The organism is Pseudoalteromonas nanhaiensis (assembly GCF_051235485.1).
Classification (GTDB): domain Bacteria; phylum Pseudomonadota; class Gammaproteobacteria; order Enterobacterales; family Alteromonadaceae; genus Pseudoalteromonas; species Pseudoalteromonas lipolytica_C.
On the sequence record NZ_JBPNYQ010000031.1, the window covers coordinates 1 to 15,807 of the forward strand.

Below are 15,807 nucleotides of genomic sequence, written 5' to 3' on the forward strand. Positions count from 1 at the left end.
AGCGAATGTTTACGATATGGTTTTACTTTCATGATTACTGACTCCAAAAAGGTGTCTACTTTTATGGAGTCAGATCAGAACTTGATCCAAGTTAAGAAAACTAAATAATAAAAATCGCGAAAAATACGGGATAGGCTGGGATGACTTGGGATTTAGTGGGATAGCATTTTGAACAGTCTTTAAAATAATGAAAGTCCAAAACGCCTATTTTTATTTATTAAAATAGATAACCGAGAAGATAAAAATAAATACAGCAGCAATACTGAAAAATATCCGCAAAGCCTCTCTTTCTTTTTCCTCTGTTTCATTTTCAATTCTTAGAGTATCAGCTTCTATTGCTTTAGCTTTAGCATTGTACATATCAGCCTGAGCATTTAGCCGTGCTATATGATCATTGACAATTTCATCATGAATAGCCATGAACTCTGAGGCCTCTTTTGTAGACATTGTTGCTTTGATTTTATCTAAAGTAGCCAAATGGCTTTGTTCTAGCTGTGCTTGCAACTCAGGCTCTGTTTTATTGAATAGCTCAATATAGTTCTTTGCGAATTGTTTTGTTAGTTCAGCATTCATGATCTTCCCCTGTTCAATGCGTTTATATAAATGTACCACTTGAATAAAAAAACAACAGGGAAAATTCAGGTTAATTTTTGCCATAAAAAAGCCCCTTTCGGGGCTAATTGGTTGGTTAGAACAGTTCAGGCTGTATGCGTTTTGATTCGGCTGCATGTATGGCCCGAACAATTTGATAGATGCGTTGTTCAGAATATCCATATTTCTTAGCAAGCTCTGTGTGATTATTACCGCGAAAGTCTTGGTAAATTTGGTTGTGCTTAAGTATGGCATCAAGCCCAACACCTTTAGGGATATAAACACTCATACCACCACACTGGTGGCGAAAGTCATCGACTATTAATGTAGCCAATTTTGTGGCTTGTTCTTCATCGATTTTATTCTCTAAAAGCTTACGTTCTATCGAGTCAAGGAGCACTAATAGAGTTTCAGCTGTTTGCGCTTTGCCACTCATGTTACCTCCGGTATTTTGCAATATTCTCTTGCCACTTGCGGGTTGACTCTTCTAACGTTTCTGGTCGTTCGGTTCTTACTTCGATTGACTTGTTAGCAGATACAACTGTTTGCTTAGGGTGGCTTTGAATAAACTTTTGTTGCTCAGTCTCAAGCACCTTTTTAAGGTAAGCATGATCATCACCCATACGTCGATAGCCATTGCGTTGCCAATGATCTCGAATACTCGTCACGGTAATGTTTAATGACTGGGTGAAGACTGCTAAATCAAACTCTTTGGTTAGCTCAATAACATCTTTGCTAATTTTTAATTGTCTAGCGCTCGATAGGTCTGACTTATCAGGCGTAAACAATTGAACATAATTAGCAAGCGCAGCACTTGCTTGACCTGGTAATGCTGTATAAATGCAAAGCAGCTCGTCAGATGCTTTATTAATAGCTACTGCAGATATATCTAATAGACCACGACAATGTGGGCATTTAGCGAGCTTTTGCATTACTTACCCCCTTTATGTCATCTGAAGACTTACCAAAGCGGCGAATAAACTCGTTGCAGTCTTCATAAGCTTGTAGCAAGTCTAAATAGCGAACACGTTGCATGTGTGTAGGCATATTTAAACGGCTAGCTTGTAACTTGGTTTGAATAGCAAACATTTCGCTAGCTTCGTCAAGATCATCTGTTTTTAGCTCTTTGTAGTAGCGTAAAACAGCGGGGATTTTAACCATCATGGCTTGTTTCATTAAGCGTAAGTGGTAGCGTTTAAGGCGCTCAATTAACTGGTTGGCTATTGGTGCCATCCAGTCTAGTCGCTCAATCTCTTTGCCATCATTTAAGCTTTTCGATTGCTTAACACACCATTTTTCAAGAGCAATGTAACTGCCATTTTCAAGTAACTTATGTGCTTTCATCATGGTCCATACTTGGCCTAGTTTCTTAAGCTTCGGCTCTTTATCAAGTAAAGCTTGATCAATCTTGCGCTTAGCTGGCTTTTTCTTTTTAAAGCCGAGCTTTTCCATGCCTTTGATTACTTTGTCTAACTGCTTTTTATCCATTTGCGTGGTGCTGTCACAACCAGCCCAAGCTTTTAAGTTGGCGCGATAAACATCGTCTTCCATATTCAGATCACGCTTAGCAATTTGGATTAATTGAATTAACTTTTTCATGATGCAGACCTTACTAGTGCAACTGCATCTAGATTCCTAACATATAAGCGTTTTCTATATTCGATAGAGCAAGTGCCTTTAACTTCATCTATCTGCAGGACTTTGCCTTCTTTTTTGGATATGTGATAACTACGACCAGTTTGTCTACTCGTAACGAATGAAACCTTGTCGCCTTTATTTATAGTATTCATTGGTCCTCCAAAGCCGCCCGAAGGCGGCTAATCGTTAAGCAGATTGGTTAATGGGTTGATGCACTGCTAAGGTTTCCTCTTTAATAAACTCAACCTTTGATCCTGCATTATTGATTTTGGCTTTGTTAAAGCTATTCAAAGCCTTCTTGTATGATGACGATGTGACCATAGGGTAACCATTCACACGCACTCTAAATGTTTCAGTACTCATGCTGGTTGCTCCGTTTCAGTTAGGTGCTCAATAGGCACATGAACAGGTTTAATAAAGAACTGTTCTTTTTGGTTAAATGTGATGCCTGGAATATCTTTAATTTTTTCACGGTGCTTGATAAGACCAGGCTTATTTACGGATGTTTTAACGCTGAGTAGATCTGATAGCTTAAGTTGTTCTTGTAGCTTTTTAAGAGCATCAATCACATCTTGGCCGTTCTTCACTGTTACTGATAACGGTGGTGTGCGAGTGCCAATTTCGCCTACATCAAATACACGCGACTTTTTACCTGCAGGTACTATGTCTTGCTGGTTTGCGGTAAAGAAAATTTGTGCTGATTTACTCAGTACTTTAATTTCGTTGTTGATCGCCGTTGTTTTATCTTTTAAAGACGCTTTGGCAACTTCAATAGTTTGGTTCGTGTGAGCTGTGGCAATTTCTAGTTCGGTTTGCAATTGGCCAATCCGAAAAATCGTTTGCTCAAGTTCTTCTGAGCTGCTTACAGACAGCATATCGTCTGACTTTACGCGGCGGTTTGGTTGTTTAGCCATGGCTTTCATCCTTCATATTATGGATTTGGTTTTCAAGTTTGTGGGTCGCATCTTGCAATTGCGCTAAGGTATTAAGCGCATCTTGCTTACGGCCCGATAAAATCTCGCCATTAACCAGCTCAGTAAGTTGTGCAATGGTATAAATTGTTGGCGCGGTAGAATGGGTAAAACGTTGAGTGCTTATTTGGGCTGTTGCACTATTCATGGTTACTTCCTCAAGCTGCTTTTTCTTGAAGCCAGGCACGCGCATCTTTTATAACTTGTTGTGCGTCATCGCCTGTGAATGGCAAACCAATATCACCAATAACAGCTTGTGCTTTTGGTGTTAGGTTCTCGATAGTTATGCGGGTAGTCACTTCAAACTGAAGCAAGTACTTTGCACGTTCTTTCTCTGTTTCTAACTGGCTTAGTAGTGCTTTGTTAAGCTCAGTAATTGATAAATAGGCCATGTTAAGCTCCTAAGTTGTGGTTTAGTTTCTGGTGCTCTTGTCCGTTAACAGGGCGATGCAAAGACTCTTGACGGCCTGCCGCTATGCCGTCGAGTACAGCCTTTTTGGTATTAGCTTTCTTGCCACGCTTTAACGGTGAGCTGCTACTTAGGTCGGGGAACTCTTGCGCCATATAACGCTCAATAATGCTGGTTTCTTTTTCGCTAAGGGCGAACTCTTCAACCGTGCGGGTAATACCAAACACCCAGCCCTCAGCAAAGCGATCGCCTCGCGCTACTTTAGTTGCACGCTTACATTGTTTAGGTTGCTGCTTTACATAGTCTTGGCGAGTTTGTTTTAGCTTGGTCCAAAGTACCTCGTAGCAGTATTTGGCTAGTTCAGCTTGTGGATTAATACCAATAAACGACGCCTCAAAAGTGCCATCTTGCTTCATATCCATTACAAAGCGCACACCAAATACACGCTTGATTAAATGCAATAAAGCAGCGTGGTAGCTCACTACTTTTTTGCAATCCGTTTCAACGCGTTCATGCTGTACATAGCTAAAATCAATGTCGCTTTCGCTAATCTTATGTTTGCGCATTAAGTTTTGTGCTTGGCGCATAGCCGCAGCTGCTTCGTGTTCATTGGTTGCTTGTTTGGCAAGCGCTAAACACTGACGAACTTTTTTAAGAATGCGAGAATCCATCACTAAACCCTCACGTATTCTTCAGCTAACTCAGCCGTAATACGCTCTTCACCTACATCAGCGGCTTCGTTCATTAGGTTTTTCATTAGCGTGTTAACGTTGAGTGGATAACTCATATCAACCATTTCATCCGGTCGGCCTGTTGTGCGGCCAAACTTGCGAATACCACGCAGCGCTTGTTGCATTTTTTCGATAGCGGCAGGCTCTATCACTTTTTCTGGTACCATATTGGCGGCTTTGAGTTTGTGATCGATGTACTCTTTTAACTCGGTACCCAACGGCGGCACTTGTAGCTTATTTACACGGTATGCAAATTCGCGCACGTTCATTGAGTTCAGTACTTTGTCGAGTTCGGTTTGGCCGATGATGCAAATGCCAATTAACTTAGTGAAACCTTCGCTCAGCTCCCACAGCACTTTTAATTGCTTAATGGTTTCTTCATCTAAGCGGTGGCCTTCATCAATAAGCAAAATGTGACGATTGCCAGCATTGCAGCTGCGCGTTAGTTCTTCACGAATAATTGCATCACGGTCTTCGCTACTACGTGGCAACTTAGAAATGTTCAGCTCACGACAAATAGCCTCACTTATGGTGTTTGACGCTATTTGTTTTTTATCGATACGGGCTGGACGAATAACACGAATGTTCGGATGCTTTGCGCGTATCTCTTCAATGGTAAAGTTCATCATCACTGTTTTACCACTGCCGCACTCACCGACAATCGCCATTAAGGTACCAACTTTTGCACAGTTGATAATTGACTCAATTACATAACGTTGCTGTGTGCCTAAGTAAACGTGATCAATGCTGTAAATCTCGTTATCCCATGGGTCACTAAGAACCTTAAAATGTTGTCTTGCTCGTGGTGTAAGCATTTTTGCCTCCGGTGTTTCAAATACAATGTGCCCGTTAATTGAATCTTCATGACCAATGATCAGGCGTCTGGTTTTATTGCTATGCTTCCACTGGCTGCCAGTGGTTACTGCATTGCTGTGTGGATCATCCAAATAGATTTGGTAAACGTTGCTTTCGGTTACTAAGCCATTCTCAATTGCATAGCGCTCAAGGCCGCGTTTAACTGCTTCGCGGGTTTTTTCGCGTTTAGGGAATTCAGACTTAGTCACAATTTTGTTCAGCGTTGCTTCGCTGGTTTTTACATCTGCATGTAGGTCTAACCACTGCACTAACTGCTTGTAAGTGATATTGCGGTTCGCCATCATGCGGCCTAGTTTTATCTTCCAGGTCTTTTGGCTGATCTTCTTTTTGTGCTCATTAGGTTCGTTCATGCTGACTATTAACCTCTTCTAATGGCATATAACCTTCTTCAGGATATTCAGTGCAGTGAACAGTCAAGCCTTGGTAGACCTCACCGTTTTCTAGTTGCACCTGTTTATCAACTGTGAGGGTGTGTTCAGTTGCTAAGAAGTCCGCTTCAGCAGTACTAGTAAATGCACCAGTTCCAATAAAGATCGGTTTTTGCACACGGATTCCTGCAAAATTACAAATCGATATGATTTGCTTGGTTGATAGGGTTAGTTCTTTCATTAGGCCACCTTCCTGTATTGGTTTGGATAAGTGGCGAGTACGCGCTCAAAAAACTCGTCGCGTTCTTTTTCGTCATTGAAAATGTACTGACCTTTTTCGTCGGCAAGTTCAGTCCAGCGCTTTGCATCAATTAGCTTTACATGCACCATGTACACTGTGCGTGTACGGCCAGATACAACGTTAAACGGTGCGCGCTCTGCTTTGCGTAGTTGATGTTTTTTACTGCATCCCATGGTGGTTCTCCTAACGGGTAAAATTAACCACGTTTAAGTGGTTTGGTTTGTCTAAGGTTGCTAGCTCGTCAAGTAAGCTAGGTAATTGGCTTGCCTCGATACTGCGATCAGCAAGGTATGTTTTTTCTTCGGGGGTAATTGGTGTGCCGCGCTTTGCCACAATGGCTTTGCGTAAAGCAACACCGTTTAATCGGTTAGTTGGTTGCTGCAGGCCTGTATCAACTTGCTCACCACGAACACGCATAAAGTCTGGTGTTTGCAGTTCGTTTAAATGGCTATGCGCATCGAGTGCGCCACCAAAAGGCACCGCTTTTTTGCCGCGTTTGGCTTTTGCTATTTGCTCATCGCTCATGCCAGGGTAAGCATCACGCTCAGCTTGTTTACGAGCAGTATCAATGGCGGTGTCTTTAGGCGCTTTCATTTGTTCGCCAATCACAGCCCCAGTAATATCAAAGCCGGCATCATCAACTTCTATTGGTGCAACAGTGTGTATTTGCTGCTCGCCTTGATACTTGCAGTACACTAAAATTTCGCCACGCTCAGAGAGCGCCATAGGCAGCACAAGTACTTTTAGGCCTTTGTAAATACCAACCAAACCATCAAGCGCATATTTTTGGCTGCGTTTAACCGTAGGGTGTACAAAGGTGATCGATAGGTCGGGTTTAACCGTGCGGGTTTCTTCTTTATGAGTAAGCAACCAACGACAAATGTCTTCGCTTGGTAGGTCACGTACTTTGCCGTGTGCCATACGTTTCATCCAAAACTCATAGCGGCCTTTACCATGGCGGCTGTGTTTTGCTGAATAGTTTGGGATTTGATCGGCGTTGTATGCGTTTTGCCATGCAATAACACGTTCGTTTAGTTCTGCTACGCTGTTTACAGGCTCAAACATCAAACGTGATTCAAATAGCTTCTCAACTAAGTTGTTCGCGTTTTCTACTTGGCCTTTCGCGCGAGCGCGGCCCACTTCGTGATCAATCACATCAACACTCAGTGCATCAAGTGCGCGAATAACAGCCCCAGCGGTGTTTGCTGAGCCTTTATCCATTACTAAAATGTCGGGTAAACCACGCATTGGGCACTTTTCATCATTGTGTAAGCCCCAGCACCACAGCAAAAAGTCATATAGGTTTGCCATGGTTTCACCCGCGCTTTCGTAATAACGAACACGCACTGCACCAGAGTAATGATCGGTAAGAACATAGCGCCATACACGTAGGTTCTTTATCTTTTCAAGGTTCTCTGGCTTGTTTTTATAAAACTCGTCATCGCTCATAAAGCGCTGAACACGGCCTTTTTTGCCACCAGGTGGGTAGTAAATTAAGCATAAGCTCGGATCTACTTGGTGAACGTGGTTTGGATAAAGGCTACGTAACTGCACATGTGCTGTGCTTTGGTTAAGCATTTTTGCTGTGGCGTTTTGCTCACGTAATAACTTACGCACCGTGCTTGGGCTTTTAAACTCACAGCCATTGGCCGCTAAAATGCTCATAGCATTTGGCGTTTCTACGATCTGCTTGCCATTTTTACGGCTGCCTACAGCCAACATGGCTTTTAGTTTATCGAGGCTTTCAGGGTCTTGGCTGCTTTGGCCTTTGTCAGCTCGCGCTTTACGGCCACTGCTGTAACCGAGTTTTGCTAACTCACGGTAGAAGGCATCTTTACTTAGCCCTAGGCGCTCTTTAGCTTCAGCTAAAATCTTGCCTTTTTCGCCGTGCTTTGCGTTTTCGATTCGCTGTTTAAAACCAAGTAAAATATCGTCAGCCATGATGCTTACTCCTCGTTACTCATGGCGCTGTCGTTTAGCTCTTGCAATACATCAAGGCTTGGGCGCATTTTTGGTAGGTAGCCCTCAAGAATGCTTGATGTTTCAAGCCAAGCTTGCGCAAAGTCTTCTGCTAAGGTCTTAAAGCTATGCAGTAAACCAGCAGCAAGGTGCTCAACAACTTGTGGCGATAAATCGTCGTTATCTAAAAAATGATCACGTAAGGCCATTAAACGACTAAGTGATTCAATAGCATTGCTTTCATATTTAGTGGCTTCAAATAGCAGGTGTTTAGTTTGGTCTTTCCAGGCATCGGCTTTGAACTTGGTGCTTTCAAGTTCTGTTTGATAGTCCATGGCTTTCATTTGGTACTCGTCGCGCATACGAATAGCCACTTGGCGCTGAGAGTCTAACTCTTTGGTTTTTAGCTTCTCGGCATCTAACTCTTTTTTGTGCTGCGCTTTTAGGTCATCAATTAAGTCTTTTACCGCCTCTTTATCACCGGTTTCTACCGCCTCAGATTCGATAACTAGCGCTTGTTCATCTGATGGCAGTTGGCGTAGAGCTTTTAAATCGCGATAGCCTAAACGCATAGCTTGTGCTTGCTCAAAGAACGCCTCACCAAATTGAGAAAGGTTTAATAGACGTTCATCAACACTCTTACGACTCATCCCTAAGATCTTTTCGCAACATTGATCCCAAGTGGAAACGGTTTCCAGTTTTCCTGATTCGCCTTTATAAGTTAAGCCCTTGTAATTCTTAGAGTCTTTAACTTGTTGTAAGATCTTTAATTCGGAAACCGTTACCAGTTTTCCAATAAAATTGAATGCTTGAATTTGTCCAAGTTGCATTAACGCATCTTGCTTTGAGGCAAGCACTTGTGTTGTTTCAACTGTGATTTGTTGTTCTAGGGGTGATAATTCGGTTGTCATACGATTGCTCCGTAATTTTTACGATCTTGCTCAAGTTGCATAGCACGCTGATTAATCGCTAGTTGTGCGCTGTTGGCGATGGTGATAAGGGCAGGCCCCAAACGTACTTTGTTTTGGTCCCATGGGCAGTGCTCAGCAAAACCTGCATGGATCAGATTTTTAATAACTGACGTTGCTTGTGGTTGGCTGATACCCATTTGCTTGGCGAGTTCGCCAGGGCGCATACCATCTGCTTCATGACCACTTAACGCCTTAATAGCGTTCAAACCACGTTGCATGGTGGTTGATAGGTATTGTTCGCTCATGCTGGCACCTGCTGAGGTTGGTAAAAGCTATGCAGCTCTTTAGCGCAGCTAGGACATACGGTGTCTATATCGATGTGGTTGGTTTCAACATGACGCCAGCCCATTTGATAAGCTGCTTTGGCAAAATCATCGATAGATATTTTATGAGTGGGTACTGTTTCTTTATGCTTGCAACATAAGCATGTGATGCTGTAATGCGGGTTAGCATTAATGTTTAATAAAAGCCCTAACTTACGTACCGGTGAAAGCTTTATTGGACACTTTACGTTTTGAGTTAGTAAATTCATGATCTGTATTCCTTTTGGGCTATGGCCTTTAGCTGCTCCATCGTCATCAAAAACACCGTTTTAGTGCTTTGCGGGCGAAATTTAGGCGGTTTTTGGTCTTTGATAGGGGCAGTTTTCATGGCATTTACTCTGTGTTAGTTAACCGCTGCAGGATGATCAGCTTTGGCTTGGGTAAGGAGGTTTTGAGCTTTGTTTTGCAGTTCTTGGGCTTCGAGTTGGTAACGGGCTGCTTGTTCTAGCATTTGCCCGCGTTCATCAAATACACGATGCAAAATTGGTTTTAATAATTCATTGGCAATACTGACATTGCCCACAGCCCAGCAGAATGCTGAAAGGTATTCCATAGGCATTGACTGCTCTGAACTGGGCGCTAACCACTTATTTAATTTACCCGCATTAATGACGGCATCACCTGCTAGGGCATCGTTCATACGATCAGCGATGCGAGGGCGTGAATAGCCAGAATCTTGAATGGCTTTGTTTAGTGCTGCCAAATACAAGTACCGTACATCACAATTTGGTGCTTCTTCTGCGTTTAATATGCTGTTTGAGTTCATGGTTTGTTTTCCTCTGTGTTTTGAAAATAAAGAAATTTTTAGGGTTAAAATTACCTAAACCTTTCCCTGTTCTTTTTTAACTGGCGACCGATAATGAGTTGTGTGCAGGAGGGATGGGCTGTCCCTCGCGTAACGCGGTAACAATTTGAGAGGTCCTTTTAGAACGATCTTTAGGGCCTCTTTTATTCGGAGAAAAATATGGCTCTACATCCCCAAATACTTCTTCAAGAGGAAGGTCAAGGCATTTACAAATTGCATCTGCTACTGGCTTTGAGTAAGTCTCACGTCTTGAAACTCTTGAAACATGACTAGAGGTTAATTTCAGTGCTGCAGCAATATCTGAAAAGTTGATATCTTTCAGCTTCAATGCCTCTCTGATTTGTTCATGACTGATAGCTTTTTTAACCATAATTCTGTAACCTTTTATAGTTGGTGAAAAATATATTGTTCGTATTTAGTGTGCGTTTTAATTTAAGCGAACAATAAAATGATTGTCAACAAAACATTTTAAAAATTACTGTTACTAAAAAATGGTTGACTAAACATTATGGTGTTCGATAAGGTAGATTTAATTGATACCGAAGCCGTTATTGAAAGGCTAAAAGTTAAACTTAATATCCATAGCAATAGACAGCTGTCGTCCGAATTAGGGATGTCAATCAACGCTATAGCTCAAAGTAAGGCTAAAAACACTTTGCCTTACGGGCCAATAGTTGAATATTGCGTAGATAAAGGTTACGACTTGAATGAAGTTTTTACTGGTATTGGCACGGGATCAATTGTCCAAAAAGCCGCAGCCCCCACAAGTGATGATGCTTTGCGAGCATTAGATATGGTCGAAAAGATATTAGAACGGGAGTTGTATAGTAGAAATTTGCCAGCGGATAGATTATTAACAGTGGCCAACAAGTTACGCCCAGTGTTAATAAAGGCCTGCTTTGAAAATGATTTTTGCGAACCACTTGTTGAAACTATGGCAAAGGGGGCGCTAACGTTGGCATAAATGGAGTTTTACCCAATGTTAAAAAGTATTGTACTTTCAGCCCTAACATTAGCCGCTTTTACCTTTACGAGTGCGACTCAGGCTTTGGAGCCTTTGCCTGATAGAGCGCGTGTTTCATCTATGCAAGCTCAGCTACTGTTGCCAGACAGCAGTAGTTTAAGTGTAGATATGAACTTTGATTGTGGCTCAGCGTTTGAGTCAACAGGGATGATTATTACAAACGAGCGTGGCGCTCAGCTTTTAGCTGCTGCATACACGCATATGTACGGACAGGAAGCCGGTGAATTTGTGATGCAACAGTGGTACACAAAAAAACACCCTGATGACCCGCGTAAACCGACCTTTCTTATTGTTAAACCCAACCAAAATATTAATTGGGAAAAACCAGCAGCGGCTAAAACAAGCCTGTTACAAGCGCGAACACTTGATGCTCAAAGTGTGAGTAGTGACGATGCAACCCCTGATTACCAGGCAACGGTTGAGTCGTTCTGTGGTACGCGCAACCACGTACAATATTAATAATTAGGCTCTTATAATAATAAATGGCGCGGCTTAAGCTGCGCCGACCAAGGAGAGGGGCATTGATTATGTCTGTTAAAGCACGTTTATACGGTGGATTACTTTTCATTGTGCTTTGCCTATTTTCAACAGGGGCAAGTGGGCATAGTACACCTAACAACATGACTGAAGTGGTACAGGGCAAGAATGGTTTTATGTATTTTGCTAGCCACGAAGGTTTGTATAAATATGATGGTTATCACTTTGCATTAATTGAGGCGCTGCCAGCACAGTGGGTATATGCACTTACAACGAATGCAGATAAAAGCATGTTATATGCTGCAAGTAATGGTCATATTTATGCTTACGATGTTTTAACAGGCAATGTTAAGCAATTTGCCGAAGTAACCAGTAAAGATATGGCTGTAAATGGCCAGCATGTTTACGCCGCTACCTCGAAAGGGGTTGAGGTGTTAAGCAAAAAAAACGCTGGGAACCTGCAAGCGCTGGTTGGGCAAACTGTGTTAAAAGTGCTATCGCACGATGGCCAAGTATACGCACTAACCAATACAGGGCTTTGGCATTTGAATTTAAACCATCAGCGTCAGCTGATAAAGATGCCCATACATTCAGGGTTAATTGCCGCTGTTGGCGATAGATTATATATAGCCCACGAACAAACCCTTTATAGTTACGACCTCATCACAGAACAAGTTCATAAAACCTCACTTAACACCACACCTAGCGCTATGACCATCTATAAAAATAGTTACTTAGCGATGGCTATGGCAGGTGAAGTTCGTTTGTACTCAACGCTCGATAAACAATTTGTATCGGGTGTTTTGAATAAAAGTAAGCTGTTTTTTAATAGTGTTTATGCGGACTCACAATCAAACCTTTGGGCTGTAGCTGATAATGAATACGAGATTATTTCTCAAGATTTGAATCAGTTTAACCTGCCACTGGTAAGTCGATACAACGTGCTAGGTAAAGATAATCAGAGTTTATTAATGGGCACCGATTCGGGTGTTTATCGCTTTGTGCAGCGCCAGTTCGTGGCAATGGACGCGTTAAATAACGCGCTTAGCCAAGAGCAAAGCAATGAAATTACCAGTATTGCCAGTGATAAAGTAACGCTTGTTGGCACTACAAATGGTTTATATGTGTGGCAAAACGAGCAGTTAAGCCGATTGGCGAATGGTTATATTTTAGGTATTGAAAAAATTGCCGGCTGTTGGCTTGTGTCTACCAGTGGCCAAGGCGTGATAGTGATTGATGATAACTTGGCCATTGAAAAAGTGCTGAATGTTGACAGCGGCCTTGCTGCTAATGAAGTACTGGCAACCAATAAGTTTGAGCACTTGCTGTATATAAGTACTAGCAAAGGTTTGAGTGTGTACAACGTTAAAACGGGTAATATGAGCCACAGCCTTACAACTCAAGCAGGCAAAGTAAGTAAAGTGACGATGCTTGATAATAGCGTTTATGTAGCAGCTTATGGTGGTGGCCTGTATAAGCAAACCAATAACGGGTTTAAATTGTTAGTAAGCCCTCGGTTCATTACTGATTTAGCGGTGTTCAATGGCAGCTTGTACATTGCAACTACAAACGGTTTATTTACGCTGGTGGATGAAACGGTTGTAGCCATTCCTCATACTGAAAAACAATACTTTGGCGCTAATAGTTTAATGGCTTATAACGGCGCGATGTATGCTGTATCGAACAATGGGTTATTAGGTTTGAGCAATACGAACTTGCAAAACGATAAGCCTGTTTTGGTGTCGTCAATGAGTGTGAATGATGCCAGCTTAAATGCATTAAATGATGTACAACAAGCTAGCCAAATGACGTTGCACTTTAGTAATTTTGACTATGCACTTACTCAATATTACGACTATCAATACAGCCATAATGGCGGTGCCTGGATAAACCTAAACGAGCCAGTAGTTCACTTTAGCCAGTTAAACGAAGGTGAACATAGCTTAGTTGTAAGAGCTACGTTAGATGGTAGCCACTTTGTTAAAAGCGCCCCTATAGTTTGGAATGTTCAAGGTTCTTTTTATAAAAGCGATGCCTTTGCGTGGGTGTGCGCTGTGTTGGTGGTGTTATTGTTTGTTGCAGTATTTTTTGTGTTTTTGCAACGCCATAAGCAAATGCGCGAAGTATTTAGGCGTATGCGTGATACCAAGCAACAAACTGCATTAAGCCAGGGCTTTAGAAAATTAGTGTCGGGTTCGCATTTATGCCAAGGCAATGATTTACAGCTAAGCGATGGCCTACTGCAGCTGGACGAAGCAAAAGATATTCTATTACCTGTTGTGTACAGCCATGGTGCACTGGGCAATACCTCGCTTGAAGATGGCCTTAAGATGCTCTCGGCCAATACATCATTGCAATATAGCCAAACAGAGGTTGAGTTTAATTTAGCGCTTGGAAGCAAAGCCTTACCTGAGAAGCTAAGCCAAGACATTTACGCGTTTATTAATCATGCTTTTATTAATGCGTTGCAACATGCTGAGGCGCGTTACATTGAAGTGAGTGGTAAGCGAAGCAAAGATGACTTTGTGATCACTATACAAGACGATGGTAAAGGAATTGCCTTTTTAGATAAGTTTATGCGCTTTGGTACCGGCCTTGAATCGATGCACGATATTGCCCGTTCGTTAGGCGGTAAGCTACGCATTAACCGAGGTATTAAAAATGGTACCGTGGTGCAGTTGAAGTTTAGAGCACAGTGTAAGGATTCTAAAAACAGTAGAAAACTTGAGGGGGCTGCATCATGACCCCTGAGCTTTCTGAGCACATTACTCTTGTTATATTTTTTGTTGGTATTGCTTTGTGCTTGCCGTATTTATTTCACGCTGGGTATCACCTGGTGCGGTATTTGTGGGTGATTATCGGTATTCGATACAGTGCTAAAGAGCGGCAATTCCGTAAAAGCATGGCTCGACTTAATCGAGAGCGTAAAGCACTCAAAAAGCAAAACTGTTCAAGTAAGCATGTTGATCAACAAATACAGGAATTAATAATTGACTATTGCCGTGATACTGATGAGTTAGTTGAGCAGTTGCTTAAGCAATAACATTATCATTAATCATTTCCTCCCCATTCATTTTTACTAAAACCCTTTAATTTAGCCCCTCAGTAAATAGCGCCACACTGGCGCTATGAAAACACAAAACTTTGCCGACCTTACCCCGAATTACAGCCGTGCATTTTTATTTTGCATGGACTGGATATATGAGGCAGAAGGAGGCGACTCTGATCATAGCGCCGACAAAGGTGGGCGAACGCGGTATGGCATTAGCCAAGCTGCTTACCCGAATGTTGATATAGCTAATTTGACATGGCCTCAAGCCATGCGCATTTACCATCGTGATTTTTGGCGCGGTAGTCGTGCTAAAGAACTGGCTGAGTATGGTTTATATGAATTAGCTATGTTGCATTTAGATTCTGCTATTAACCATGGCGTGCCATTGGCCAATATGCTTTTGCAGCAAGTATTGCGAGTAAAGGTTGATGGCATATTAGGTTCACGCACCTTTGCTGCAGCCATTAACGCAAACCAAACTAACTTAATGGTTGACTACTTTGCACGCCGCGCCAGCAAATACAGCCGCATTGTAGTTAATGATCCTAGCCAAATTGCGTTTTTATTTGGCTGGCATCGTCGCTTATTTAAGCTTGAAAACCGCATTGATTATGCTAAGCGAGTTTTAAAAGTATGGGGTGACAAATGAAAAGTTACCCTGAATACGTTAAGCGTGGCCGAGCCATGCGAATTAGCACCTACCAAAATGGTACCAACCCAGACCCACAGAGCATTTGCCCTGTGGGCGACCCCACTTTAGTTAATGCATTTTTAAAAGGCTGGCACTCAATTAGCGGTGTTCGCCTTGAAGCCGAAGCCCGCATTGCAAATACAGCAAAAACAAATAGGAGTAACCCCCGTGGATGATATGAACCAAATAGTTAAATGGTACCCATGGGTGCAAGGAGCTGTGCTGGTTTTTTTCTTTGTAGGTGCCTATGTGCTTAAGAAATCATTTGCTAGCAAGGATGATGTGACGGCACAAGACAAGCGCTTACAAACGGTAGAGCAAACGTATGTGAAGAATGAAGATTTTGCTGAAGTCAAAGCGGCTGTTCAACGCATCGAAGTTGAGGTTAAAGACTTACCCCAAAATGTCAGTGCGTTAAGTAAAGAAGTCGCCAAGCTACAGGGTGAAAATAACCATTTACATGATCTTTTAAAACGCATTGAGCATCCGCTTAATTTGATTGTTGAATCAAAAATCTCCGGTAAACAGTAATGCGAAATGAGCATGAACTAGAGCTGTGGTTTGTACTTTGTCTGTTAATCGCTGGGTTCTTTTTTTTCATGTGCGTGTGTTTTTGGCTT

25 protein-coding genes are annotated in these 15,807 nt (G+C 42.2%); 7 read left to right on the top strand and 18 right to left on the bottom strand.

The window, feature by feature from the left end; translation table 11 throughout:
• Window positions 1-210: 210 nt before the first annotated feature.
• The 18 genes from ACSFVZ_RS18640 to ACSFVZ_RS18725 form a co-directional block, all read right to left on the bottom strand.
• Entirely contained in the window at window positions 211-657 is a 447-nt protein-coding gene (locus tag ACSFVZ_RS18640; RefSeq protein ID WP_435559399.1) for a hypothetical protein, read from the bottom strand.
• A 31-nt stretch (window positions 658-688) separates the two neighbouring features.
• On the bottom strand, window positions 689-1,027 hold the full coding sequence (locus ACSFVZ_RS18645; protein WP_339140679.1) for a Mor transcription activator family protein: 339 nt from the start codon (window positions 1,025-1,027) through the stop codon (window positions 689-691).
• A gap of 1 nt (window position 1,028) precedes the next feature.
• Window positions 1,029-1,523: an HI_1489 N-terminal domain-containing protein gene (locus ACSFVZ_RS18650; protein ID WP_029773210.1), complete on the bottom strand. Its 495-nt coding sequence runs from the start codon at window positions 1,521-1,523 to the stop codon at window positions 1,029-1,031.
• Window positions 1,507-2,190, bottom strand: coding sequence for a phage protein GemA/Gp16 family protein (locus ACSFVZ_RS18655; RefSeq protein WP_435559400.1), 684 nt, complete (start codon window positions 2,188-2,190; stop codon window positions 1,507-1,509). The genes ACSFVZ_RS18650 and ACSFVZ_RS18655 overlap by 17 nt, the downstream gene beginning before the upstream one ends.
• A 225-nt stretch (window positions 2,191-2,415) precedes the next feature.
• Entirely contained in the window at window positions 2,416-2,592 is a 177-nt protein-coding gene (locus tag ACSFVZ_RS18660; RefSeq protein ID WP_188730680.1) for a hypothetical protein, read from the bottom strand.
• Window positions 2,589-3,143 (bottom strand): host-nuclease inhibitor Gam family protein, encoded by a 555-nt coding sequence (locus ACSFVZ_RS18665; protein ID WP_435559401.1) that lies wholly within the window; start codon window positions 3,141-3,143, stop codon window positions 2,589-2,591. Before ACSFVZ_RS18665 ends, ACSFVZ_RS18660 begins: the two co-directional genes overlap by 4 nt.
• The gene (locus tag ACSFVZ_RS18670; RefSeq protein ID WP_029773206.1) at window positions 3,136-3,348 is read right to left on the bottom strand and encodes a hypothetical protein; all 213 of its coding nucleotides are present in this window, start codon (window positions 3,346-3,348) and stop codon (window positions 3,136-3,138) included. The genes ACSFVZ_RS18665 and ACSFVZ_RS18670 overlap by 8 nt, the downstream gene beginning before the upstream one ends.
• Before the next feature lie 10 nt (window positions 3,349-3,358).
• Window positions 3,359-3,592 carry a hypothetical protein gene (locus ACSFVZ_RS18675; protein WP_274167732.1) on the bottom strand — a complete coding sequence of 78 codons (234 nt, stop codon included), beginning with the start codon at window positions 3,590-3,592 and terminating at the stop codon, window positions 3,359-3,361.
• Window position 3,593: 1 nt separating this feature from the next.
• Window positions 3,594-4,280 carry a DUF2786 domain-containing protein gene (locus ACSFVZ_RS18680; RefSeq protein WP_435559402.1) on the bottom strand — a complete coding sequence of 229 codons (687 nt, stop codon included), beginning with the start codon at window positions 4,278-4,280 and terminating at the stop codon, window positions 3,594-3,596.
• A 2-nt stretch (window positions 4,281-4,282) separates the two neighbouring features.
• Complete coding sequence (locus tag ACSFVZ_RS18685) at window positions 4,283-5,566, bottom strand: ExeA family protein (RefSeq protein ID WP_435559403.1); 1,284 nt, start codon at window positions 5,564-5,566, stop codon at window positions 4,283-4,285.
• Window positions 5,553-5,825, bottom strand: coding sequence for a hypothetical protein (locus ACSFVZ_RS18690; RefSeq protein ID WP_435559404.1), 273 nt, complete (start codon window positions 5,823-5,825; stop codon window positions 5,553-5,555). Before ACSFVZ_RS18690 ends, ACSFVZ_RS18685 begins: the two co-directional genes overlap by 14 nt.
• Window positions 5,825-6,058, bottom strand: a complete 234-nt coding sequence (locus tag ACSFVZ_RS18695; RefSeq protein ID WP_029773201.1) for a hypothetical protein — start codon at window positions 6,056-6,058, stop codon at window positions 5,825-5,827. The genes ACSFVZ_RS18690 and ACSFVZ_RS18695 overlap by 1 nt, the downstream gene beginning before the upstream one ends.
• Window positions 6,059-6,068: 10 nt before the next feature.
• On the bottom strand, window positions 6,069-7,826 hold the full coding sequence (locus ACSFVZ_RS18700) for a hypothetical protein (protein WP_435559405.1): 1,758 nt from the start codon (window positions 7,824-7,826) through the stop codon (window positions 6,069-6,071).
• A gap of 5 nt (window positions 7,827-7,831) precedes the next feature.
• Entirely contained in the window at window positions 7,832-8,755 is a 924-nt protein-coding gene (locus ACSFVZ_RS18705; protein WP_435559406.1) for a hypothetical protein, read from the bottom strand.
• A complete protein-coding gene (locus tag ACSFVZ_RS18710; RefSeq protein ID WP_435559407.1) occupies window positions 8,752-9,060 on the bottom strand; it encodes a MarR family transcriptional regulator in 309 nt (102 codons plus the stop codon). Before ACSFVZ_RS18710 ends, ACSFVZ_RS18705 begins: the two co-directional genes overlap by 4 nt.
• Window positions 9,057-9,347, bottom strand: coding sequence for a hypothetical protein (locus tag ACSFVZ_RS18715; RefSeq protein WP_435559408.1), 291 nt, complete (start codon window positions 9,345-9,347; stop codon window positions 9,057-9,059). The genes ACSFVZ_RS18710 and ACSFVZ_RS18715 overlap by 4 nt, the downstream gene beginning before the upstream one ends.
• A 134-nt stretch (window positions 9,348-9,481) precedes the next feature.
• Window positions 9,482-9,904, bottom strand: coding sequence for a hypothetical protein (locus ACSFVZ_RS18720; protein WP_188730658.1), 423 nt, complete (start codon window positions 9,902-9,904; stop codon window positions 9,482-9,484).
• Window positions 9,905-9,980: 76 nt separating this feature from the next.
• Window positions 9,981-10,313, bottom strand: a complete 333-nt coding sequence (locus ACSFVZ_RS18725) for a helix-turn-helix domain-containing protein (protein ID WP_188730656.1) — start codon at window positions 10,311-10,313, stop codon at window positions 9,981-9,983.
• Between the two features lie 138 nt (window positions 10,314-10,451).
• Here ACSFVZ_RS18725 and ACSFVZ_RS18730 point away from each other — a divergent pair, with 138 nt between their 5' ends.
• The 7 genes from ACSFVZ_RS18730 to ACSFVZ_RS18760 all read left to right on the top strand — a co-directional run bounded on the left by ACSFVZ_RS18730 (window position 10,452) and on the right by ACSFVZ_RS18760 (window position 15,718).
• On the top strand, window positions 10,452-10,907 hold the full coding sequence (locus ACSFVZ_RS18730; RefSeq protein ID WP_188730654.1) for a helix-turn-helix domain-containing protein: 456 nt from the start codon (window positions 10,452-10,454) through the stop codon (window positions 10,905-10,907).
• 15 nt (window positions 10,908-10,922) lie between these two features.
• The gene (locus ACSFVZ_RS18735) at window positions 10,923-11,426 is read left to right on the top strand and encodes a hypothetical protein (RefSeq protein WP_435559409.1); all 504 of its coding nucleotides are present in this window, start codon (window positions 10,923-10,925) and stop codon (window positions 11,424-11,426) included.
• Window positions 11,427-11,494: 68 nt separating this feature from the next.
• Window positions 11,495-14,188, top strand: coding sequence for a sensor histidine kinase (locus ACSFVZ_RS18740; protein ID WP_435559410.1), 2,694 nt, complete (start codon window positions 11,495-11,497; stop codon window positions 14,186-14,188).
• On the top strand, window positions 14,185-14,487 hold the full coding sequence (locus ACSFVZ_RS18745) for a hypothetical protein (protein WP_435559411.1): 303 nt from the start codon (window positions 14,185-14,187) through the stop codon (window positions 14,485-14,487). Before ACSFVZ_RS18740 ends, ACSFVZ_RS18745 begins: the two co-directional genes overlap by 4 nt.
• Before the next feature lie 85 nt (window positions 14,488-14,572).
• Window positions 14,573-15,145: a glycoside hydrolase family 108 protein gene (locus ACSFVZ_RS18750; RefSeq protein ID WP_253039591.1), complete on the top strand. Its 573-nt coding sequence runs from the start codon at window positions 14,573-14,575 to the stop codon at window positions 15,143-15,145.
• Window positions 15,142-15,363: a hypothetical protein gene (locus ACSFVZ_RS18755; protein WP_253039590.1), complete on the top strand. Its 222-nt coding sequence runs from the start codon at window positions 15,142-15,144 to the stop codon at window positions 15,361-15,363. Before ACSFVZ_RS18750 ends, ACSFVZ_RS18755 begins: the two co-directional genes overlap by 4 nt.
• Window positions 15,356-15,718: a DUF2730 family protein gene (locus ACSFVZ_RS18760; protein ID WP_029773187.1), complete on the top strand. Its 363-nt coding sequence runs from the start codon at window positions 15,356-15,358 to the stop codon at window positions 15,716-15,718. The genes ACSFVZ_RS18755 and ACSFVZ_RS18760 overlap by 8 nt, the downstream gene beginning before the upstream one ends.
• Window positions 15,719-15,807: the final 89 nt, after the last annotated feature.